The organism is Paenibacillus camelliae (assembly GCF_023715345.1).
Lineage (GTDB): Bacteria > Bacillota > Bacilli > Paenibacillales > Paenibacillaceae > Pristimantibacillus > Pristimantibacillus camelliae.
In genome coordinates this window covers 57,276-80,028 of the sequence record NZ_JAMBNY010000003.1, presented here as the reverse complement: position 1 = coordinate 80,028, position 22,753 = coordinate 57,276, and the positions used below count along the sequence as shown (strand labels likewise).

Annotated in this window: 17 protein-coding genes; 14 read left to right on the top strand and 3 right to left on the bottom strand. The window is 44.3% G+C overall.

Going from position 1 to position 22,753, the window contains the following annotated elements; all coding sequences use genetic code 11:
• Entirely contained in the window at window positions 1-900 is a 900-nt protein-coding gene (locus M3180_RS08270) for a LysR family transcriptional regulator (protein ID WP_251666902.1), read from the bottom strand.
• 129 nt (window positions 901-1,029) lie between these two features.
• On the opposite strand from M3180_RS08270, the gene M3180_RS08265 reads away from it, so the two are divergent.
• Window positions 1,030-2,220, top strand: a complete 1,191-nt coding sequence (locus tag M3180_RS08265) for a coenzyme F420-0:L-glutamate ligase (protein ID WP_251666900.1) — start codon at window positions 1,030-1,032, stop codon at window positions 2,218-2,220.
• A 204-nt stretch (window positions 2,221-2,424) separates the two neighbouring features.
• Here the strand turns inward: M3180_RS08265 and M3180_RS08260 are convergent, their stop codons facing one another.
• A complete protein-coding gene (locus M3180_RS08260) occupies window positions 2,425-3,291 on the bottom strand; it encodes an aldose epimerase family protein (RefSeq protein ID WP_251666898.1) in 867 nt (288 codons plus the stop codon).
• 168 nt (window positions 3,292-3,459) lie between these two features.
• Between M3180_RS08260 and M3180_RS08255 the strand changes: the two genes are divergently transcribed.
• From M3180_RS08255 to M3180_RS08220, 8 genes are all read left to right on the top strand, one after another.
• Window positions 3,460-4,434, top strand: a complete 975-nt coding sequence (locus tag M3180_RS08255; protein ID WP_251666896.1) for a LacI family DNA-binding transcriptional regulator — start codon at window positions 3,460-3,462, stop codon at window positions 4,432-4,434.
• A gap of 130 nt (window positions 4,435-4,564) precedes the next feature.
• On the top strand, window positions 4,565-5,890 hold the full coding sequence (locus M3180_RS08250) for an ABC transporter substrate-binding protein (protein WP_251666894.1): 1,326 nt from the start codon (window positions 4,565-4,567) through the stop codon (window positions 5,888-5,890).
• A gap of 86 nt (window positions 5,891-5,976) precedes the next feature.
• Window positions 5,977-6,861 (top strand): carbohydrate ABC transporter permease, encoded by an 885-nt coding sequence (locus M3180_RS08245; protein WP_251666892.1) that lies wholly within the window; start codon window positions 5,977-5,979, stop codon window positions 6,859-6,861.
• Window positions 6,861-7,703, top strand: coding sequence for a carbohydrate ABC transporter permease (locus M3180_RS08240; protein ID WP_251666891.1), 843 nt, complete (start codon window positions 6,861-6,863; stop codon window positions 7,701-7,703). The genes M3180_RS08245 and M3180_RS08240 overlap by 1 nt, the downstream gene beginning before the upstream one ends.
• A 27-nt stretch (window positions 7,704-7,730) precedes the next feature.
• A complete protein-coding gene (locus M3180_RS08235; protein WP_251666889.1) occupies window positions 7,731-9,209 on the top strand; it encodes a glycoside hydrolase family 32 protein in 1,479 nt (492 codons plus the stop codon).
• A gap of 138 nt (window positions 9,210-9,347) precedes the next feature.
• On the top strand, window positions 9,348-10,247 hold the full coding sequence (locus M3180_RS08230) for a TIGR01777 family oxidoreductase (RefSeq protein ID WP_251666887.1): 900 nt from the start codon (window positions 9,348-9,350) through the stop codon (window positions 10,245-10,247).
• A gap of 54 nt (window positions 10,248-10,301) precedes the next feature.
• Window positions 10,302-11,414 (top strand): GDSL-type esterase/lipase family protein, encoded by a 1,113-nt coding sequence (locus M3180_RS08225; protein WP_251666886.1) that lies wholly within the window; start codon window positions 10,302-10,304, stop codon window positions 11,412-11,414.
• Window positions 11,415-11,574: 160 nt separating this feature from the next.
• The gene (locus tag M3180_RS08220; protein WP_251666884.1) at window positions 11,575-12,075 is read left to right on the top strand and encodes a hypothetical protein; all 501 of its coding nucleotides are present in this window, start codon (window positions 11,575-11,577) and stop codon (window positions 12,073-12,075) included.
• A gap of 227 nt (window positions 12,076-12,302) precedes the next feature.
• Here M3180_RS08220 and M3180_RS08215 read toward each other — a convergent pair whose 3' ends face one another.
• The gene (locus M3180_RS08215; RefSeq protein WP_251666883.1) at window positions 12,303-13,271 is read right to left on the bottom strand and encodes a family 43 glycosylhydrolase; all 969 of its coding nucleotides are present in this window, start codon (window positions 13,269-13,271) and stop codon (window positions 12,303-12,305) included.
• A gap of 463 nt (window positions 13,272-13,734) precedes the next feature.
• Between M3180_RS08215 and M3180_RS08210 the strand changes: the two genes are divergently transcribed.
• The 5 genes from M3180_RS08210 to M3180_RS08190 all read left to right on the top strand — a co-directional run bounded on the left by M3180_RS08210 (window position 13,735) and on the right by M3180_RS08190 (window position 22,498).
• Window positions 13,735-16,518 (top strand): glycoside hydrolase family 3 C-terminal domain-containing protein, encoded by a 2,784-nt coding sequence (locus tag M3180_RS08210; RefSeq protein WP_251666882.1) that lies wholly within the window; start codon window positions 13,735-13,737, stop codon window positions 16,516-16,518.
• 176 nt (window positions 16,519-16,694) lie between these two features.
• The gene (locus M3180_RS08205) at window positions 16,695-17,498 is read left to right on the top strand and encodes an alpha/beta fold hydrolase (protein ID WP_251666880.1); all 804 of its coding nucleotides are present in this window, start codon (window positions 16,695-16,697) and stop codon (window positions 17,496-17,498) included.
• A gap of 289 nt (window positions 17,499-17,787) precedes the next feature.
• A complete protein-coding gene (locus M3180_RS08200; RefSeq protein WP_251666879.1) occupies window positions 17,788-20,037 on the top strand; it encodes a methyl-accepting chemotaxis protein in 2,250 nt (749 codons plus the stop codon).
• 149 nt (window positions 20,038-20,186) lie between these two features.
• Window positions 20,187-21,656 (top strand): protein adenylyltransferase SelO, encoded by a 1,470-nt coding sequence (locus tag M3180_RS08195; RefSeq protein WP_251666877.1) that lies wholly within the window; start codon window positions 20,187-20,189, stop codon window positions 21,654-21,656.
• A gap of 95 nt (window positions 21,657-21,751) precedes the next feature.
• The gene (locus M3180_RS08190) at window positions 21,752-22,498 is read left to right on the top strand and encodes a hypothetical protein (RefSeq protein ID WP_251666875.1); all 747 of its coding nucleotides are present in this window, start codon (window positions 21,752-21,754) and stop codon (window positions 22,496-22,498) included.
• The last annotated feature ends 255 nt before the right edge of the window (window positions 22,499-22,753 follow it).

Below are 22,753 nucleotides of genomic sequence, written 5' to 3'. Positions count from 1 at the left end.
TTACAACGCTTCATATAATGTAGGATCAACGATTTGAATAAATTGCTTTGCAGCATGTGATAGCGGAACTTGGCTCGAGTAGCAGATCCCGATGCTACGCTCTGGAATAGGCTCCTCAAGCTTCAGCTCATGCAGCAGTCCGCTATCGATATAATGCTGTGAAAACTGCTTCGTTACACATGCGACGCCAAGATTAATCTTAGCAAAATCAAGCAGTAAATCATGTGATCCAAGCTCGAAAACCGGCGAGAGTGTAATGTCCTTCTCTTTAAAATAACGGTCAATATAAACGCGAGAGTTCGCTCTTTTTTCTAGACAGATCAGAGGCAGCTCCACGAGCTGCTCCAATGTAATAGGTGAGGAAGAGAGCTCACGATACTTCTCACCACCGACGAAAATATCATGCACGTCCTTACACGGAAAGGCTTGAATACTATGGTCAACGATGGGCAGATTGCATACACCAAGATCTGCCTTGCCTTCCTTAATAAATTCACAAATCTCTGTCGTTGTGCCGTTTAAGATTTTAAGCTTAATACCGGGAAATTGGTTGTAGAATTGTTCGAGAAACGGCAGTAAGTAATACCGTGAGATCGTATCTCCAACACCGATATGAAGCTCACCGATCATCATGTTCTTAAATTCCAACATTTTTTCTTCACCGATGTTAAGAATATTTAGAGCAGATCGGACATGCTCATAGAGCAGCTTGCCTTCCGTCGTTAGTGTCACACCTTTTGATGTACGATTAAACAGTACAAGGTCTAATTCCTTCTCCAGCTTTTGAATGGATTGACTAACGGCGGACTGTGTCATAAATAATTCCTGTGCAGCCTTTGATATGCTAGATTGCTTGCTTACCTCGTCAAAGACGCGATAAAGATCCAAGCTCTTTCTCATATTAATCACCCTAATACTATATATTATAGATATTAATTTTACTTATGTTTTACTTAATTGTATAGTTATTTAGTAGTTATCATACATTCGATCATCATTCGTTTATGTTCGATTAAAGGAGAGTTTATATTGCAAAGAGTAGTTGGTACAGTAGTAAGAGGACTTCGAGGTCCAATTATTAATCAAGGAGACGATATTGAACAAATCGTGGTTGATACTGTATTAAACGCAGCTAGTGCAGAAGGCTTCTCGATCGAAGACCGTGATATCGTTACCATTACCGAATCAATTGTTGCACGTGCACAAGGAAACTATGCGTCCATCGACCATATTGCAGAAGATGTACGCGCGAAATTCGGCAGCGATACCGTGGGTGTCATTTTCCCGATCTTAAGTCGTAATCGTTTTGCAAATTGCTTAAGAGGCATAGCAAAAGGGGCGCAAAAAGTTGTATTGATGTTAAGCTTCCCTGCTGATGAAGTAGGTAATCATCTTGTTAGCTTAGATGAGCTAGACGAGAAAGGCATCAACCCATGGACAGATGTGTTAACAGAAGCTGAATTTAGAGCGAATTTTGGAAATAAAAAGCATACATTTACAGGTGTAGATTACATCGACTATTATAAATCGATTATTGAAGGAGAAGGAGCTGCGTGCGAGGTTATCTTCTCGAATCAGCCTAAGACGATCCTCGACTATACGAAGAGCGTGTTAACCTGTGATATTCACTCGCGACATCGTACGAAACGTATCTTACTTGCTGGTGGAGCAGAAACGGTTTATGGCTTGGATGATATATTAGCTCAGTCCATTAACGGCAGCGGCTATAACGAGGCATATGGCTTGCTTGGCTCTAACAAAGCAACCGAGGATACGGTTAAGCTATTCCCTAACAACTGTCAGCCACTTGTTGACGGCATTCAGGCGAAGCTGAAAGAGCAAACAGGCAAAACGGTAGAAGTGATGGTTTACGGCGACGGTGCGTTCAAGGACCCTGTAGGACAAATCTGGGAGCTTGCTGATCCAGTCGTGTCGCCAGCCTATACAGCAGGCTTAGCAGGCACGCCGAACGAGATTAAGCTGAAGTATTTGGCCGACAACAACTTCTCTCACCTGCGTGGTGAAGAATTGAAGCAGGCGATTGCCAGCTATATCGAAAATAAAAACGAGAACCTCGTTGGTGCAATGGAAGCACAAGGCACAACGCCTCGCCGCTTAACAGACCTGATCGGTTCACTATCTGACTTAACATCAGGCAGCGGTGACAAAGGCACGCCAATGGTTTACATCCAAGGCTACTTCGACAACTATACAAAATAATTAATGAATCAAAAAAAAACGAGCCCACAGGCTCGTTTTTTTGTCAGTAGCGGACTTCTTGATGTAATTTGTGACCTTGTTATTGAAAGCTCCATATTGAGACGTCCAGACGATAATCAATCTATTGTTATCCATGTTACTTCTTAAGCCCCAGCGGAAAATATAGTGTTGTCAGAACGCCATAATGGGTATTAAATTTACGTTTTACAAGAGCTGAGGGCGAATAAGTACTGCAGAGTGGTCAGACTCGCCAGGAGCAAGCTGCTGAATGCCTTTACCTACATTCATTCCGTTAACAGGCGCCATCCAAGGCTCTATGCATATGAAGGGCTTGTCCTGTAGCGCCCATAGCACGATATATTGATATACTTCATCATATTCAATCGTAACTTGCAATGATCTTGCTCGGTCGATCATCGTGCAGCTGTTTGCTTGCAGCTGATCATAGATGACATTAGATTCCTGCTGCTGCATATTAAACTGACTTTGTGCCATGCTGTTAGGCAGCATCTCATTATAGCTTGACGATGGAATCGTTAGCTCAAGCGTTGCCTTATCCTCTACATAAAAGTAAGGATGATAGCCGAGGTAATATGGCATTGTTTTATGATCATTATTCGTAATGCCAGCTTCAATCGTAAGTCCATCCGCTCTAAGCGTATAGGTCATCATAAGACGGAAGCTGAATGGATAGCGCTCGCGTGTTGCTTCATCATCAACGAGCTCCAATGAAATAGACGCTTCCTGCTCATTGGCGTGCACACTAGTCACCCGACCGGCTAACTGTCGTGCAAAGCCATGCTGCTTTAGCTGATACGCTTTACCTTCATAGGTATACGTTTCATTCTCTAAATAGCTGCTAATAGGAAACAGAATCGGATTTCCTCCACGAATGTTTTTGCTTGGATCATCTAGTGTCGCTTGATCTAAGTACAGCACATCCTGACCACGATATACATATCTGCTAACAATACATCCTCTTTCTGGCACAACCTCAATATAGCTGCCACTTTCCTTGTGCTCCAGCACATAGGTTTCAAAACGTTCCTGCTTCATCGAATAGGAATACATAGGACACAATCTCCTTTATCATTAGCTGCGGTATCACTTATTAAGATGTCAGCTCTAGCTTCTATATCATTATAGTAACGAAATGAATCTAAGTAGGCAATTGATCTGTTTTAGTTCCTTCGTTGTTATGCTATAATCTTAAATTAAAACGGGAAAGGAGGAAAAGTGGTGACAACGATAAAGGATGTTGCTGAAAAAGCTGGTGTAACCGTAACGACCGTGTCCAGAGTGCTAAACAATCGAGGATATATTAGCGAACGTACACGTGAAAAGGTGCGCCTTGTTATGGAGGAGCTTCAGTACCAGCCGAATGAAATTGCCCGTTCACTTACACGTAAGCGCTCTATGGTGCTTGGAATGATCATACCTACAATTGCGCATCCCTTCTTTAGTGAGATGGCCAATGCTATTGAAAACTATGCTTCCGGTTTTGGCTATAAGCTGCTTATTTGCAATTCAAGAATGGAGCAATCGAAGGAAAAGGAATATATTGATATGCTTAAAAGCAATCGAGTGGATGGCGTGATTATGGGGAGCCATACACTGGATGTTCAAGAATATATTAATCTTCAGCGTCCGATCGTGACCTTTGACAGAAGAATCGCAGATATTCCTTACATCTCCTCAGACAATTATCAGGGCGGTCAGCTGGCGGCTCAGCTGTTTATTTCCAAGGGCTGTAAAAAAGTCGCAATTATTAGCGGTGATCTTAGTCTCGACTTGCTTAGTAATTTAAGAACGCAGGGATTTATTGAAACCTTGAAGCAGCATCAGATTGAGCCTATTGTTTTTCAGTTAGGATCAGATAGCTTTGATCGCTCTACTTATGATGTACTCATAACCGAGCTAATCGAACAGCACCAAGGTCTTGATGGCATATTCGCATCTAGTGATATTGTCGCAATGACGGTTATTAAAGCCGCAGCGGCTAGAGGAATCAGTATCCCACAGCAGCTGAAGCTAATTGGTTATGATGACATCTCGTTCGCTGAATTGGCCAACCCTGCCATTACTACGATAAGGCAGCCCATTGAGGCGATGAGCAAGCTAGCAGTTGACCTACTGGATAAATTAGCTCAAGGTGAGCAGGTAGAGCTTGAGAACACGCTGCCCGTTACGCTAGTTGAACGAGATACAACATAGTAAAAAGCCGTGAATATTTATATCGGCTTTTTTTAAGAAAATATATGTCAACCGATTGACATGTCAAGCGGTTGACATATATAATAACGCTAAGAAAGTAATCTATGTAATAACAGGGGGTTATTAAAAGATGAAAAAACTGTCTTCATTGATGTTGGTACTAATTTTAGCTCTTGTTGTAAGCGCATGCGGGGGAAACAATGCCAATAACGCTAGCAACGCGAACGAAGGAACGAATGCTTCAACTAATACTGGCTCAGATTCTGATGCTAAGGAAGTTAAAATCACGATATTGAATTCCAAGTCAGAAATCCACACACAAATGACAAATGCAGCTGAGACCTTTTCGAAAGCGCATCCAAACATAAAGGTAGAAGTAATCTCCACAAATCAGGATCAATCACCTGTAGAGAAGGCTTCCGCGTTATATGCTTCAGGCACGCCTGCAACGCTAGCGATGCTTGATGCGGGTGATATCGAGAAGTTTGCAGATAAGGCGTTAGACTTATCTGGTGAGAAATGGGTAGCTGAGCTTGCGCAGCCGAATGAAATTAACGGTAAGACGTTAGCATTCCCATTTGCAGTTGAAGGCTACGGCTTAATTTACAACAAAGAAGTGCTTGATGAAGTGGCAGGCGGAGCTTTTGATCCAGCTACGATCAATACAACGTCGGCGTTAGAAGAGCTTTTGCAGAAGATCGAAGCAGCTGGCAAGACTCCACTTTATATTGGCAGCATGGACTGGTCGCTAGGTAATCACTTCCTTGCGATTGCGTATGCGGCACAGCCAGATACTGATGTGAAGGGCTTCCTAGAGCAACTAAAAGGCGGCTCAGCTGATCTTGTAAACAATGCAACATACCAAGGCTTGCTTGATACATTTGATGTTCTGAAGAAGTACAATGGGGGCAAAAATGACCCTATGGCTGTCAACTATGAGCAAAGTACTGCAGCTGTTGCAACAGGCTCAGCAGCAATTACGTTCAATGGAAACTGGTTAATCACTGAGTTGCTGAAGTCTAATCCAGAAGGAGAGTATGGCTTTATTCCAGTACCGGTTAGCAATGATCCTACGACGAAAGCTAACTCTGCTGTAGCGATTGGTGCAACGAAGCAAATGTTTATCGATAATGAAAAAAGCACAGAAGAGCAACAAGCTGCTGCTAAGCAATTCTTGAACTGGCTTGTTTACGAGGATGCAGGTCAACAATTCCTTGTTAATGAAGCAAACGTAATTCCTGCATTCAAAAACATTACATTGGAGCTTAACGGCTCTCTTGCTGTAGCAATTAATGAGTATAACCTAGCTGGTAACTCGATTGAGTTTGCAGGTAACTTTGTACCAGGTGATCACTGGAAGGTGCTTGGTGCATCCATGCAAAAATACTTGGCTGATGTGACGGATCGCAATGGTCTTGCTGCTGAGATCGAGGATTACTGGAAGAGCGTACAGTAAGTAACCAACATGAAGAGGGAAAGTCGATGGACGGTCTTCGTTCCTCGACTTTCTTCTTTTAATCCACGGAATCGGAGGAAACTGGCATGATCTCTGAAAAAAACACAGTAAAGAGAATAGGCAACCAACTACTTTTTACTGGTCCAACACTACTTGCTTTTATAGCGGTCATCATTGTTCCGTTTATATACGGAATTTACATGACATTTTTTAAATGGGATGGCATCTCATCGAGCATGCCTTACGTTGGGTTCAATAACTATGAAGCAGTTTTCAACGATACAAAGTTTTGGACTTCTGTATGGTTAACGATTAAGTATGTTGCAGCAAGCGTCTTCTTAATTAATACGGTTGCCTTTTTGTTAGCCTATCTCGTTACAATGGGCATTCGCGGACAAAACTTTTTTCGAACTGCTTTTTTCTCGCCGAACCTTATTGGCGGACTCGTACTCGGATTCATCTGGCAGTTTATGTTTAACAACTTTTTCACTTCGATTGGTGAGAAGTTTGGCTGGGAGCTATTTAGCAAAACATGGCTTGGTAATGAAACGATGGCTTTCTGGGCGCTCGTACTCGTTACCGTTTGGCAGTACGCAGGTTATATGATGGTTATCTTTATCGCAGGTCTAATGAGCGTACCTAAGGATATATTGGAGGCAGCGACGATAGACGGAACAAGTGGCTGGAAGCAGTTAATACACATGGTATTGCCGCTTATGGTTCCTTCCTTTATCGTAACGATCTTCCTATCGTTGCAGCGTGGATTTATGGTCTACGATGTAAACTACGCGTTAACAGGCGGGGGACCATTCGGGAGCACAGTAATGGCTTCCATGCATGTATATGACAAGGCCTTTCAGCGATTTGACTACGGGGTAGGTCAAGCAGAGGCGTTTGTATTGTTCTTTATTGTCGCGACAGTGACCATTGTTCAGGTATATCTAACGAAGAGAATGGAGGTAGAGGCGTAATGCAGATGGTAAATGCTTTGAAAAAGGGCTCCATATATATCGTTTTATTGCTAGCACTGCTGTTCTTTTTAGTTCCTTTTCTTATTCTTTTATTCAATGCATTTAAGACCAATGCAGAAATAATCGCATCTCCATTTTCATTGCCTGTATCTATTTCCTTCAAAAACTTCGGACTCGCAATGGATCAGATGAAATATTGGTCTGCATTTAGCAATTCAGCAATGATTACATTCATCAGCTTGACGGTCATATTAATTTGCTCAGCAATGACCGCGCATTATTTTGTGAGAAATAAAACGAGAATGAATACGATGTGGTTTTTGATGATGGTTGCTTCCATGATCATACCCTTCCAATCGATTATGATTCCGCTCGTTTCCATATATGGTGCGGAGCTAGGCTGGATTCAGTCTCAGCCAAAGCTAACGCTAATGTTTATGTATGTCGGCTTTGGAAGCTCGCTTGCAGTGTTTGTCTATCATGGATTTATTAAAAGCATTCCGCTTGAGCTAGAAGAAGCGGCGCAGATTGATGGCTGTAATTCAATACAGACCTTCTTTAAAATTGTTTTACCTATTCTTATGCCGACTGCAGTAACGATTGGTATTCTGCATGTACTGTGGATTTGGAATGACTACCTGCTGCCGGTATTGATTTTACAAAATGCAGGATCTGACAATTATACACTGCCGCTAGCGATTCAAGTGTTTAGAGGATCGTATTCCTCAGACTATGAACGCTACTTACCAGCTGTTGTGATGGTTGTACTTCCTATTATGGTAGTTTACTTGTTTGCGCAGCGATTTATTATTCAAGGTGTTACACAAGGCTCAGTGAAATAGAAAATATTAATTAAGCAGGTGGATTGGATGAATCAGGTGAGGAAGCATATAGAAGCTATACAGCAGGCAGAGCAATTTGTAAATGAATCGTTACAGCATGCAGTGCCTGACGTTCATAAACCGAGCTATCACGCATCACCACGCATTCACTGGATGAATGATCCGAATGGATTAATTCAGTATCGCGGTGAGTATCATTTATACTATCAGCATAATCCATACTCTGAGGAATGGGGAAACATCCATTGGGCGCATAAAAAAAGCAAGGATCTCATCCACTGGGAGGAGCTTCCTATTGCGCTTGCACCTAGTGAATGGTACGACAAGGACGGATGCTTTTCTGGGAGCTCGATTGAGCATGAAGGAAAGCTGTACGTGTATTACACCTCCAATGTATTTACGTCTCCGCAGGGCTTGCCGGATGATCTTCTTCAGCAGCAATGCCTAGCAATATCTGAAGATGGTGGTATTAGCTTTACTAAATACGAGAATAATCCGATTATCGAAGCTCCTCCAGCAGGTATCGGTCAGAATAATCATTTTAGAGATCCCAAGGTGTGGAAGCACGGTGATCACTGGTATATGGTGCTAGGCACCAAAAAGGATGATAAAGGTAAGGTGCTGCTTTACCGTTCACATAACTTGCTGGAATGGGAATATGTTAGCGTCATTGCACAAAGCGACGGCTCGATGGGCTATATGTATGAATGTCCAGACCTGTTCCGAATTGGTGAGTATGATATTTTACTCATATCTCCAGAGGGCGTTCGTGACTATCCGCTATCTGGCTATTATGTTGGCAAGCTAGACTATGAGACAGGTACGTATACACACGGGGCATTTCATGTGCTGGATGATGGCTTTCACTTTTATGCACCGCAGACGATGGAGGACCACCTAGGCAGAAGGGTGTTAATTGGCTGGATGCCGATGAATGGAAGGAAGCTGGGGAAAAGCTGGTCGGGTGCAATGACAATACCGAGAGTGTTGACGCTGGATGAGCATAACGAGCGGCTAATCATACAACCCGTCGAAGAGCTAATAAAGCTTAGAACGCAGCATATTCAGCATAAGCAGCTGATCGTGGATAGTAGCTTGGAGCAAGCATTGCCTAAGCTGCAGGGCAGAAGGGCCGAGCTGAAGGTGGCGTATAACCTGACAGAAAGCGATGCACAGGAATTTGGTATATCAATTCTTGCTTCAGATCAGCGTGAGGAAGAAACGGTTATCCGATACTCAGTATCATCGAACGAGCTTACACTGGATTGCTCGAAATCATATAATGGCTCTGACAGAGTGAAAAGTATTATGCTCGGGCAAGCATCAGATCAACTCATTCTCCATCTATTGATCGACCATTCTGTCGTCGAGATCTATGTAAATGGGGGAGAGCGAGTGCTCAGCTGCTTCGTTTTCCCGAAGGAAAGCAGCAATCATATTCATTTATTCACAAGCAGTGGAAAGGCGGTCATTGACAGCCTTGATTTCTGGGAGTTAGATGTATAGAGTTTATAGGCTAAGAATGGATAAAGCGCGCATAGCGAGCTTTATCCATTCTTTTTTATGTATGAAAGGGATAAGTGGTCATGGGGGCATGCGGGCAGGTATAATATGGTTAGAATGGAGAGAAAGGTGGTGGGTTCTATGAAAATAGCGATTGCCGGCGGTCAAGGATTTATTGGCAGCTCCATGTGCAAAGGCTTTCTAGAGCAACAGCACGAGGTATATATTCTATCACGTCAGCCTGAGAGAATTACGCCAATGCCTGGAGTTACATATATAAGGTGGATGCATGAGGGCGATCGACCAGAGGAGCAGCTTGAAGGTATCGACACGATTGTTAACCTGGCCGGTCAGTCTCTAAGCAGTGGTCGCTGGACAGCCAAGCGAAAGAAGACGTTATTAGAGAGCAGACTTTCTACGACGAAAGAAATCGTTAGAATCATTGGAGCGTTGAAGCGGAAGCCTTCAGTGCTCATTAATGCTAGCGCCATCGGCTATTACGGAATTTCCCGTGATCGGCAGTTTACGGAGCAGGATATTATCGAACCGACCGACTTCCTATCACATATCGTAAATGAGTGGGAGCAAGAAGCGATGAAAAGCGGCATCCGTACCGTACTTATGCGATTAGGTGTAGTGCTCGGTGCAGGTGAAGGGGCGTTCCCTAAAATGCTGCTGCCCTATAGGCTATTCGTTGGAGGGCGACTTGGCAGTGGACAACAGCCACTGTCCTGGATTCACATTGATGATGTCGTTGGAGCCGCGCTTCACTGTATAAACCATTCTACTATGCAAGGCGCTGTAAATTTCACTGCGCCGCAGCCGGTAACAATGGAGCAGTTTGGACGTACGCTGGCTGAGCAATTACATAGACCTCACTACTTCCCTGTCCCAGGAGGGTTAATGAAGCTGATGCTAGGCGAAATGAGCATGCTGCTCTTGGAGGGTCAACACGTCATTCCTGAGAAGCTACTTGGCGAGCATTACTCGTTTCAGTATGCAGATCTTTCCCGAGCTATTCAGTCACTTGTCAGCAAATAGTCACAGCCAATGATACCAATCACTTATATATGAGGATGAGAGGAGTCAGTGAATATGGTGAATAGCTATGCTATAGAGCATGAACATATTAAAATTCACGGACGAACAAGCAGCGAACGAAATCCGCTTACGTTGTTTTGGACTGGCAGCGGGATAGAGCTGAATGCAACAGGAAGCGAGCTGCTGCTAGAGGTTGAATCAGACTATGAGCAATACGAGCAATGGATCAGCATATGGATCAATGGTGCTGAGGTGAGTCGCTTGATGCTGGAGAAAGGCCGACGCTGGATTACACTGTTTCGTGGAATGAATGCTGGAAAAGTAAAACATGTACGTGTCATGAAGGAAGTCCAAGCGATGAGCGGCGATGAGCGAAGTCTGCTGCAGCTTCATGCTTTGCGAGGGGACGGCAAGCTGCTGCCTGTTCCATCTAAGCGATACCGTCTTGAGTTTATTGGTGATAGCATTACTTCTGGTGAAGGCGCGATTGGTGCACGTGAGGAGGAAGATTGGCTTCCAATGTTCTTTAGTGCGAGTCACAATTATACCAAGCTGACGGCAGATCTAGTAGATGCGGACTATCGTGTCCTCTCACAAAGCGGCTGGGGTGTTCTAACAAGCTGGGACAACAACCCAAACCATGCGCTTCCGCTTTACTATGAGCAGGTGTGCGGACTGCTTTCTGGAGCAAGAAATGAAGCTTTAGGTGCGAATCAGCCCAATGATTTTGCAAGCTGGCAGCCGGATGCTGTTATTATCAATCTCGGTACGAATGACAATAGCGCGTTTTATCAGCCGCCATGGAGGGATGAGCATACAGGAGTGCAATATAAGCAGCGACTGCTAGATAATTCAAGCTATCATTCTGAGGATATTGCAGCTTTTGAGGCAGCTGCAGTAGCTTTTTTACACAAGCTTCGTTCGTGCAATAAGCATGCACAGCTGCTATGGGCATATGGCATGTTAGGTATACCGATGCTGCCCGCCATTCATCGAGCCGTAGAAGTCTATAAAGCAGAAAGTGGAGACGAGAAGGTCAGCATATTTCAGCTGCCGATCATGACCGAGGCAACGGTAGGAGCAAGAAGCCATCCCGGTCAGCTTGCGCATGTAAAAGCAGCAGAAGAGCTAGCAGGTTACCTCGCTACCTTGCTGTTAGATAGATAACTATTTGTCCATTCTCTTGCATATAAACTGCAGGAGCACCACGACCAGTGCTTGCATCGGTAACGGAAGGTGCAAATTCTAAAGACTTCTTCAATACCCAGCTCGTAGTATGTGTGTTGTGCGGGCTACTGCCAGTGGCCTTTTTCGATATTTTGGAGGTGTGGATATCAGAAAGTTACTATATTACATTGTGATTTTCACGATACTTTTTGCTGCTTTAACTGGTTGTCAAAATAAAGAATCTACTCAAGATTCTAATATTGAACAGCTAAAGTATAACGGTATTGCGCTTTATCAAAACAATGAAGATCATATTAAAACTCAATTTCTAAGAAGCATCAATGATGTTAATAGTTTTATTGCTGCTTTTAATGAAATCAAAAAACAACCCGTAACTACCAAAAAGGTTGAGCTAAAAGATTGGGAATATGTAATTGAATTGGGGGAAAAAGTTACCCCAGTAAATAATGATACTGAACCCTACTTTGAAAAGAATACTTCTAAACTACTTATCTTTATACAGGAAAACTACATCCTAATTGGTACTGATTTATACTCTACACAGGATAATATTGTTACAAAGATGGATGATTTATTTCAAGAATATATTGAAATTAATAAGCTTTATGGTTTTGATCTTATTGAATGGAAGAAATATTAGAGCAACCACTTTAGTAAAAGATATTCGCCATAGTGCTAAATATATTTTTAGCATGGTGACGTTTTCAATGTTTATCGTCGATTTAAGCAACAGCTTAAGGAAGTGTTAGTTAAAGGTGCTGATCGTTATTACTGATCGATCAGCACCTTCATGTCCCATCATTGCTTTATCTTAGGTTACTTAATTCTGATCAGCCTAGTTGAGCCATTCATCGAGCTCGCATGTCGCTAATTAAAGTAAGGCCAACCGCTCGAATCCCAATACAGATCGCTAATGAGCAGCTTAGGTGCGCCGTTTTCGGCAACGCTATAGGCATGGCGCGCGATGACATTGGTGCCATACACATCCTGCCCGCCAGGGCCTACCCACGCACTGTTTCCGCTATCGATGACGGTTCCTCCGCCATTCTTCATATCAACGCCATTTTTATCAACAAACGGACCAAATGGGCTCGTTGAACGCCCGACCGCAATTTTATACGTACTGTTCAAGCCTGCACAGCACGTACCGATTGAGACGAATAAATAGTAATAGCCAGTATTGCTGTTGTAGACGAGGCTCGGTCCTTCGATGCCACCTGACTTGGTTGCGACGCGATAGGAATTGCCGGTAGGCTTCATCGTTGAGGTGCTAATTTCTGTGACATAAATACCATTACTCCAGGAGCCAAAAGCCATGTAGAGCTTGCCGTTATGTCCCTGCACGATGTTAGCATCGATCGCATTGTAGTTTGTAGAGTTGTTAGAGGAGATGACCATGCCGCGATCCGTCCATACACCGCCAGAGATTGAATTCGTTGTCACAAGGCCGATGGCGGATACTCTTGAGCCGAAGGTAGAAATTGAATAATACAGGTAGTAGGTACCGTTATAGTAGAAAATATCAGGGGCCCATACATCCAAGCCAGTATGGTTCGGCACATATTGGCTCCACCAGGAAGGTCTTGATGTGAAGATTGGGAGGGAGCGGTTGTAATGCTTTCCATCGGATGACCACAGCACTTGAAGACCTTCTCCTGTACTGAACACCCAATGTGTTCCCGTTCCGTTCTCGACAATATAAGAAGGGTCGTGAACATTTGTATCGCCAGTCAAATTCCATGTTGCGGCGCTAGCAGGAAGCATTAAGCTAACAAAAAGCATGATGGCAAGCAGCGCAGATGTAAGCATTGTTTTGTGTGATCGTACGTGTTGCATGGATATCATTCTCCTTTACTTATGAATTTCCATACCTTCATTACGAGTCTAACGAGCTCATCACCCCCACAAATTTATTGATAACGCTTTCAAACCGTTGCACTAAGGAAATGGAATTGTCCGATTATAGCTCCTTCCATTCCTTAATAAGTATATTAATACTTAACTTAAATAGAAACAACATAAAAATAATAATTTTTAACAAAAATATTAACGATGGGTAGCGGTTCGGTATGCTCGATCGAGTAATTTGAGTTTCAATATCTAGTATTTAGCTGATTATTGCTTAAAATGTGATAGTAGAACGTGAGGAGTGCGCCCATTTATAATAATGTCTATAAGATATAACGAACTTACTCTATAATAATGATGAATAACTGGAAAACTTTATAGCATTTTTATGAAGTGATTTACAATTTCTATTCAATGGCAGCACTAAATTTGAAATTGGGAGTGGTAGATTTTGAATACAGAGACATTAGGCATTCCATTGCCAGGATTTGCGGAGTTTAGTAGAGAGGTGGCAGCACAAGGGGCGGTACTCATAAAAAATGAAGACCAAGCGTTGCCTCTTAAGCAAGGTGAGCAAGTAGCGATTTTTGGGAGAATTCAAGTCAACTACTATCGCAGTGGTACAGGCTCAGGCGGCAGTGTGCATGTGACGCACACGACGAATTTGCTGGACGGCTTACGCTCTAAGAAGCAGATTCAAGTTAATGAGAAGCTTGCTGGCATCTATGAGCAATGGATCGAGCAAAATCCTTTCGATAACGGCGGCGGCGGCTGGGCTGCAGAGCCATGGCATCAGAAGGAGATGCCACTTACAGATGAGATCGTTGCCGAAGCTAGAGCGGCTTCCTCTAAAGCGATCGTTGTTATTGGACGTACGGCAGGCGAGGATCAGGATAATGCAGACAAGCCTGGCAGCTATCGTCTAACCGAAGAAGAGAGCGAAATGCTAAAGGCTGTAACGAATCATTTTGAACAAACGATCGTAGTACTCAACGTTTCCAATATTATAGATATGAGCTGGATGAATGACGATTATGTTCATCCAATCGCAGCTGTCATGTATGCATGGCATGGCGGTATGGAGGGTGGCAATGCCATTGCTGATGTGCTTGTCGGCGAGGTTACAGCAAGTGGTAAGCTGACTGATACGATTGCTTACTCCATCGAGGACTATCCATCGACTAAAAACTACGGTAGTGAGATCGAAAGTGTCTACGAAGAGGATATTTATGTAGGCTATCGCTATTTTGAGACGTTCTGCCCAGATAAGGTTCAGTATGAATTTGGTTACGGCTTGTCCTACACGACGTTCAGCATCGCACCTGAGGATGCAGTGTTAACGTTGAACGATGGCAAGGAATTTATCGAGATCGCGGTGAATGTAACGAATACCGGTAGTACGTATAGCGGCAAGGAAGTCGTTCAGATGTATGCAGGAGCACCACAAGGCAAGCTAGGTCAGCCCGTAAAAGCGCTCGTTGGCTTCGCCAAAACGAAGGAGCTGCAGCCTGGTGAAAGCGACAAGCTAGTCATTCGCTTCCCAGTCAATGCAATGGCTTCCTACGATGATGGGGGCTTTACAGGACACCGTTCAGCGTATGTGCTGGAAGCGGGGGAGTATGTTTTCTATATAGGAAACAGTGTGAAGCGCGCCCAGAAGGTACAATTTGAAGGGAAATCAGCGTTTGTTATTAACGAGCTTCGTGTCGTAGAGCAGCTAAGTGAAGCGCTAGCACCAACGGCAGACTTTAAGCGTATGAAGCCAGGTGCATTGCAAGCAGATGGCACCTACGAGCTGACGTATGTGGATGTGCCGAAGCAGCGAATTTCGCTTAAGGAGCGCATTGAGAGCAATTTGCCGAAGGAGATTACGCCTACAGGAGATCAAGGCTACAAGCTGAAGGATGTTAAAGAAGGCCGTGTGACGATGGAGCAATTTATTGCCCAGCTAAGTGACGATGATCTAGCGACGATCGTGCGCGGAGAAGGAATGAGCAGCCCGCTTGTTACACCTGGTACTGCATCGGCGTTCGGTGGTGTAAGTGATGCGCTGTATAACTTTGGTATTCCAGTTGCATGTACTGCTGATGGACCATCTGGTATTCGAATGGACAGCGGTCATAAGGCAACTCAGGTTTCCATTGGTACGCTGCTTGCAGCAACGTGGGATGTGGAGCTAATTGAGAAGCTTTACATCATGGAAGGACAGGAGCTCGTTAGAAACGGCATCGATACGCTGCTTGGGCCGGGCATGAACATTCGTCGCAGTCCATTGAATGGCCGTAATTTTGAGTATTTCTCAGAGGATCCATATGTTACTGGTATCTTTGCAGCAGCATGCACGAGAGGAATTATCGAAGGCGGATCAACGGCTACCTTGAAGCATTTTGCCTGCAACAATCAGGAGCAATATCGTACGAAGGTCAATGCGGTAGTATCCGAGCGTGCTGTTCGTGAGATTTACTTGAAGGGCTTTGAGATTGCGGTCAAGGAGGCAGGTGCGAATTCCATTATGACGTCCTACAACCCGATCAATGGTCATTGGTCTGCTTCGAACTATGATTTGAATACGACGATTCTACGAGGCGAATGGGGCTTTGATGGCATCGTTATGACGGATTGGTGGGCGCTTATGAATGATGTCATTAATGGCGGCCCGGCAGATGCTCGCAATACGAACTTTATGATTCGTGCACAGAACGATCTTTATATGGTTGTTAACAACTACGGTGCAGAGATTAACTCGCATGATGATAATACGATGGCATCGCTTGCTAATGGCACATTAACGCGTGCTGAGCTGCAGCGCAGTGCGATCAATATTTGTAAATTCATTATGAACGCGCTTGTCTTTACGAGAGAACAGCAGTTTAACGAAGCGGTTGATTCACTAAAAGCGAATGCTGCGCTTTCTCCAGCAGAGGCACACGATCTCGCTGTTGATGCTCAGATTAAGCCAAGTATTGATTCATCGGTCTATATGAAGGTACCGGAAAGTGGTCAGTATCGAATTATCGTTCATATTATGTCACCGCATGTGAATACTGCACAAAGCGCATGTAATATATGGCTTAATGAGCAGCTGGCAACGACGATTCAGACGAATGGTACAGACGGCAAATGGATTAAGCAAAAGCTCGTAAAGGTTGAGCTTGAAGCGGGCAACTACGAGCTGAAGCTAGAATTCACGAAGCCGGGTATGGTCATCGATTGGATTCAATTTAACAAAGTTTAATAGACTAATTTGCAATCATACAATACTCAATAGATCTTTCAGGAAGGATGAGTCATGCAGAGGGGTGCGCCCTAATGCATACTCATCCTTCTTTGTTTTGCGCTCCTTATGACATTAGCCCAGCCTATATTGAATATATTTAGCACATATCGTATATAGAAGGGCGGAAGGAATGAATGGGTTATTATGTAGAGGTGGAGCAAGGCATAAGGCTGTTTGTACAGGATTTGAATCCTGAAGGAAAGACGACGATCCTATTTATTCACGGCTGGCCGCTCAGCCATAAGCAATTTGAATATCAATTCGACGTGCTTCCTCAGTATGGCGTTCGCTGTATCGGCTTAGATTGGAGAGGCTTTGGTCAATCCGACAAGCCTTACTTTGGCTATAACTTTGATCGATTGGCGGATGATTTGCGCGCGGTTATCGACACGATGGGCATTACCAATGTCATATTGCTTGGACACTCAACAGGTGGTGCCATTGCTACCCGTTATATGTCTCGTCATAAAGGCTATGGTGTGTCTGGTTTAGTGCTTGTGGATGCAGCTGTACCGACTGGGCTTCCTCCCGAGGTTGCCAACCCAATTATTGAGCAGACGCTGAATGATCGCCCGAATATGCTGAATGACCTGACCAATATGTTCTTCTTTCAATATGCGACGAGATCGTTTCAGCAATGGTTTTTTGATCTAGGTCTAGAGGCTTCTGGCTGGTCAACCGCAGCGATTATGAAGCTGCTAAGTGAGGCGGATCTTCACGCAGACCTGCCCGCTATTCAAGTGCCGACGCTAATTATACATGGCATCCACGATCAGGTTGTTCCTTTCTCGCAGGCAGAAGCATTGCATAAGCAGCTGCCAACCTCTCAGCTTGTACCGCTGCTTTATAGCGGACATGGCGGCTTCTGGGAGGAAAGGGATAGATTCAACCGGATACTGCTAGAATGGCTCGGTCTATCAACTGGCAGCTCATCCTAACAAGCGTTCCTATCGTCTCTATTAAACTTCATGTATAATAGCAGCTCATTATTAGCTCATAAGTGCAGGAGGAGCCTAATGTTAGTAAGTACAGAGGCTCCTTTTTCATTTTAAATGAGTTAGCATGTGATAAAACTTTGGAACGATTACGAATAGACTGCTCAATGCTGCTGTAATAACATTAATATAAATATTATTTGTTAACATTTATATTGTAAGTTCAACACTCCTGTAGTAACATGTATGTTAATAAATAACTAATTTATTAACCGTAACAGGAGGCTTTCACATGAGCAAAAGAAAGCAAGTGCACAATAATGTAGGCGCTTACAAGCCGGAGCGAAAAACAGCGATTCGTCCAAATCGATTGAAAACGATTGGAACTAAGCTATTTTTGTTTTTTGTTTTGAGCATGGTTGTTGCTGTTATAACAGTAGGTCTTGTTTCTTATTTTGTATCGAGTAAAGCTATGGAAGAAAAGGTATCCGAGGTTGCTGCACAAAGCTTGCAGCAAACATCTGAAAAGCTAGATTATTTGCTAAACTTTTATGAAAATATATCGCTCCAGCTTACGCTTGATCAGGATTTTATAGGTGATCTGACCTATCGACTAAATCTCATAAAGGCTGGGACAACAGAGAATCGCATGAATGTCGAAGCTAAAATAATGGACAAGCTGAAGCAAACAGCGACGACGAATAAAGTATTTATACAGCTGTTTGATGAGCATCTATACACGCAGGTAGATACAGGGAGAGACTATGTGTCTGCTATCTTCTCATCGGGCAATGGAACATCCGCGATTAGCTTTTACGAGCCGTACTTTGAATCTGTCATCGCTGGCAATGGTAAGGCTGTCTGGCTCGGGGCGATCCCGAAGGGTGAGATAGGCTCAGAAACGGTTTACATATCGATGGGGAAGATGATGAAGACGAACAGCGGGAACTACTTGCTGTTTATTGAATTTAAGGAAGAGATTATCGCTGAAGCTTTGGCTAATCTTGAGCTTAGTAGTGGTCAGCTGCCAGAGCTTATTAACGCATCAGGAGAGCTTGTCTATTCAGATTCTCCATATGTCGAATCGGGGCAAGCCTCTGACATAGCAACCGAAGCTCAAGGTGATGGCCAGCAGCATTCCGGTGAGGTAGAGAACGTAGTGCTTCCGGAGGAAGAGCTTGCGGATGCACAACAGGGAGAGGCAGTAGTCCCCGTTCAGCTAGAACGTAGAACTCACGGGCGCTACCAGCTTCCAGAAGCTGCCGACACGAGCGGCTCTTACATTGAAGATGGTCAGCTTATTGTATACAGCACATCGGATCGTACTGGCTGGAGTTTAATTCAAGGAATGCCTCTGGCAGAGCTAACCCAAGGTATTGATCGTATATTAACGATAACCGTGATACTTATAGCTGGAGCGATAGCTGTTTCGTTCGTGCTAGGTGGGATGATTGCACGAATGATAAGCAAGCCGATTCGTGAGGTTTCACAGCTTATGAGAGAGGTCGAGCGTGGCAATCTGACGGTTAGAATGCAGAGCAATCGAAGTGATGAAATCGGTATGCTCGGGCAAAGCTTTAACCAAATGGCGGATAATGTAGGCAGCTTAATTGCTAGAACAAGCGGTGCGCTCGACTATGTGCTTTCATCTGCCAAAACGCTGCAGCAGGTATCACAGCAGATGGATACTTCTGCTAAGGAAATCGCTGTCGCTACAGATGAGATAGCACGTGGTGCCGATCTGCTCTCAACGCAATCAGAAGAGGGAAGTGTTCATGCCGCTTCAATCGAGGAAGAGATGAGTGTTCTCTTGGATAACAATCATATTATGCAAAGTCATGTAATCGATGTGAAGCATGAAAGTAATCGAGGGATCAAGCAAATGCAAACCTTGCTGGAGAAAACAACGAGGGGAGAAGCTCTTACGCGACAAACGCTGGAGCGTGCAGAGCAGCTGACGGCACGTGCGTTAGAGATTGGGAAAATTCTAGAGCTGCTCGATAATATTGCCAAGCATACGAATTTGCTGTCGCTTAATGCAGCGATTGAGGCATCACGTGCAGGAGAGCATGGTCGCGGTTTTATGGTCGTAGCGAAAGAAATTCGTCAATTGGCTGATCAATCGAGAGATTCCATTATTGTAGTTAATCAGATCATTGCTTCCATCGTGGAAGACATCGAAGGTACAGTACAAGCGATGAATGACAGCTACCCGATCTATAAAGAACAGATAGCGGTCGCGAGACAGGTGGATACGGTGTTCCGCGATGTAGATGTAAGGATGAACACCTTTGTAGAGAAGATCAATGATACGACTGATTCTGTTAATAAGCTGCATGTTGCGCAATCTACGTTGTCTGAGATGATGATGCACGTCAGTGCTACGGCAGAGCAATCCACCGCCATATCTGAGGAGGTTGCGTCAACCTCTAACAATCAGTTAGCCATTAGTTCAGAACTCGTTCAAGTATCGCAGCAGCTTCATGAGCTGTCCCAAGAGCTCCAAAGCATCGTTTCTCAATTTCAAGTGAAATCCAGCTAATAGGTAATGTTCTCATGAAGTGAAGTTTATAAGCTGCGCATTACGTTCATCAGTATTGGGAATCATTCCAGTATGCTATAGTAAAATTAATCAATACGAAGTACGGATGCGTAACGATAATGCTTCAAGTGGAAAGGAAAGTTAACGACATGGGAACTATACGTACAGCGATTGGCTGGAAATGGGATAACAGCTATACGCGATTACCTGAAACTTTATATCGCATGCAGCTTCCTACGCCTGTTTCTCACCCTCAGCTCGCCCTTGTGAACAATGCACTAGCTGAACAGCTGGGGCTCAGCATTGAGGAGTTAGAGGTGGATGGTGCTGATATATTAAGTGGAAATAAAATTGCTGAAGGCTCTGAGCCGCTAGCTCAGGCTTATGCTGGTCATCAGTTTGGTCATTTTGCGATGCTAGGTGACGGTCGAGCGATATTGCTTGGCGAACATATTGACCCAAGCGGACGAAGAGTGGATATTCAGTTAAAAGGCTCAGGGCGCACACCTTATTCGCGTGGCGGTGATGGACGAGCAGCGTTAGGCCCGATGCTAAGAGAGTATATCATTAGTGAAGCATTGCATGGGCTAGGTATACCGACGACTCGCAGTTTAGCAGTCGTCGAGACAGGCGAAGAGGTTTTACGTGAGACAAGGCTTCCGGGCGCGATATTAACTCGAGTTGCATCCAGTCACCTGCGTGTTGGTACGTTCCAATATGCGGCAAATTGGGGTGGTGCTGACGTCTTACAGCAGCTCGTAGATTATGCTGTACAGCGGCATTATCCAGACATAAAGACGGATGTTGGAAAAGCAATAGCCTTATTGCAGGCAGTTATCGAGCAGCAGGCGAAGCTTATCGCTAAATGGCAGCTTGTTGGCTTTATTCACGGTGTTATGAATACCGACAATATGACCATTAGCGGAGAATCGATTGACTTTGGTCCGTGCGCATTTATGAATAGCTATGATCCAGAGACGGTGTTCAGCTCCATTGATACAGGAGGACGGTATGCGTATGGCAATCAGCCGCAGATTGCTGGTTGGAACTTGGCTCGCTTAGCAGAGGCGCTATTGCCGGTTATTCATTCGGATTCCACGACAGCACTTGAGCAGGCTCAGGAAGCTGTGATGGAGTTTGGCAAGCTGTATGAGCGATATTGGCTTGAGGGAATGAGAGCTAAATTAGGCCTGCAGCACGAAGAGCAAGGTGATGAGCAGCTTGTTATTGATTTGCTCGTAATGATGCAGGAAACGAAGGCTGATTATACGAACACGTTCCGTGATCTGACGCTAGGACATATCGAGGAAATGAGTGTCGCGAAGCATAAGGATTGGGAAGCTTGGCATAGTCGCTGGGAGGAAAGATTGCACGCTCAGGATGCGGATACTAAGCGAGCATATGAACTTATGCGAAGCAGTAACCCAGCTATTATTCCACGGAATCATATCGTGGAAGAGGTGCTGGAAGCAGCCGTTAAGCAAGCCAATTATGAGCAGCTAGAGCAATTTGTCGAAGCTCTGCAGTCTCCATATGCTTACACAAGTGAACAGCAAGCGTATAGTGAGCCGCCGTCAGAGCAGGTGGAATGTGGATACCAGACCTACTGCGGGACGTAGCTAACGATGGTTCAAGAACATAAGAGCAACAACGAGGATGAATTCTGCCTTCGTTGTTGCTCTTTGTATAATCATTACGATTGCAAGGAGTAGCTATGATCATTAGTCATACCTTTTCGACCTATCGTCACACCATTGCGAGCCTGCCACCCATTCTATCGTTAACTAGGGAAGAGCTGCTTGTAGAGGACTTGATGTTGACACGCATTGCACCGTTAGATCTCTATTATGCTCCGCACAACGATGTCATTTTTGAGCATGCCAGGCTAATGATTGTAGGGCTAACACCTGGCTTTCATCAGATGCAGATAGCGCTATCCGAGGCACAAGCAGCCATTCAGGCGGGGCTCAGTGACGAGGAAGCCTGCATCAGGGCGAAGCGAAGCGCACGATTTGCAGGAGCGATGCGCCAACATTTAATTGATATGCTGGATCAGCTTTATTTACATGATAAGCTAGGGATTGATAGCTGCTTTACGTTGTTTGATCAACATATAGTTTGGTTGAATTCAACCTCTGTACTGCCGTACCCAGCATTTTTACAGCATAAAAATTATACGGGCTCACAGCCTAATCTGCTGAAGCATGAGCAGTTAAGTCGTTATGCGCTAAGTCATATGGCCAAGCAGCTTGAGCTGCTGCCGGGCATCCCGGTTATACCGCTAGGAAAAAGTGTAGAAGGCATTCTGCGTATGCTCGTTGCGCAGCATACACTAGATGAGCGGAATGTGCTGTGGGGATTTCCTCATCCATCAGGGGCTAACGGGCATCGACATCGGCAATTCTCTGAGCAGAAGCAGCAGATGATCCAGCGAGTTGCAAGCTGGACTATGTCTAGATAGCAGATATATGCTTGCACCACAAGCTGGGTTATCGGGTTGAACCTATCAAGCTGCACATTAAAGTATAAAATCGTATAGGCAGAATAGATGAACAGGGTTAAGGCATCTAACGCATCTAGGGAGATTATTTATAAAAAAGTAATCATTACGAAAGCTGTAATTGTGATATAGTATTGTCAATCATAATTAAAGAAGGAGCTTTCTGTTCATCGATGAAGCTATCTCTAAAATTAAAATATTTAATATTAGCTGTCG

Excerpts from the sequence above, each read along its gene's own strand:
- M3180_RS08270 (WP_251666902.1), bottom strand. The coding sequence starts at position 900 with ATGAGAAAGAGCTTGGATCTTTATCGCGTCTTTGACGAGGTAAGCAAG.
- M3180_RS08260 (WP_251666898.1), bottom strand. The coding sequence starts at position 3,291 with ATGTATTCCTATTCGATGAAGCAGGAACGTTTTGAAACCTATGTGCTG.
- M3180_RS08250 (WP_251666894.1), top strand. The coding sequence starts at position 4,565 with ATGAAAAAACTGTCTTCATTGATGTTGGTACTAATTTTAGCTCTTGTT.
- M3180_RS08245 (WP_251666892.1), top strand. The coding sequence starts at position 5,977 with ATGATCTCTGAAAAAAACACAGTAAAGAGAATAGGCAACCAACTACTT.
- M3180_RS08240 (WP_251666891.1), top strand. The coding sequence starts at position 6,861 with ATGCAGATGGTAAATGCTTTGAAAAAGGGCTCCATATATATCGTTTTA.
- M3180_RS08235 (WP_251666889.1), top strand. The coding sequence starts at position 7,731 with ATGAATCAGGTGAGGAAGCATATAGAAGCTATACAGCAGGCAGAGCAA.
- M3180_RS08230 (WP_251666887.1), top strand. The coding sequence starts at position 9,348 with ATGAAAATAGCGATTGCCGGCGGTCAAGGATTTATTGGCAGCTCCATG.
- M3180_RS08225 (WP_251666886.1), top strand. The coding sequence starts at position 10,302 with ATGGTGAATAGCTATGCTATAGAGCATGAACATATTAAAATTCACGGA.
- M3180_RS08215 (WP_251666883.1), bottom strand. The coding sequence starts at position 13,271 with ATGCAACACGTACGATCACACAAAACAATGCTTACATCTGCGCTGCTT.
- M3180_RS08205 (WP_251666880.1), top strand. The coding sequence starts at position 16,695 with ATGGGTTATTATGTAGAGGTGGAGCAAGGCATAAGGCTGTTTGTACAG.
- M3180_RS08200 (WP_251666879.1), top strand. The coding sequence starts at position 17,788 with ATGAGCAAAAGAAAGCAAGTGCACAATAATGTAGGCGCTTACAAGCCG.
- M3180_RS08195 (WP_251666877.1), top strand. The coding sequence starts at position 20,187 with ATGGGAACTATACGTACAGCGATTGGCTGGAAATGGGATAACAGCTAT.
- M3180_RS08190 (WP_251666875.1), top strand. The coding sequence starts at position 21,752 with ATGATCATTAGTCATACCTTTTCGACCTATCGTCACACCATTGCGAGC.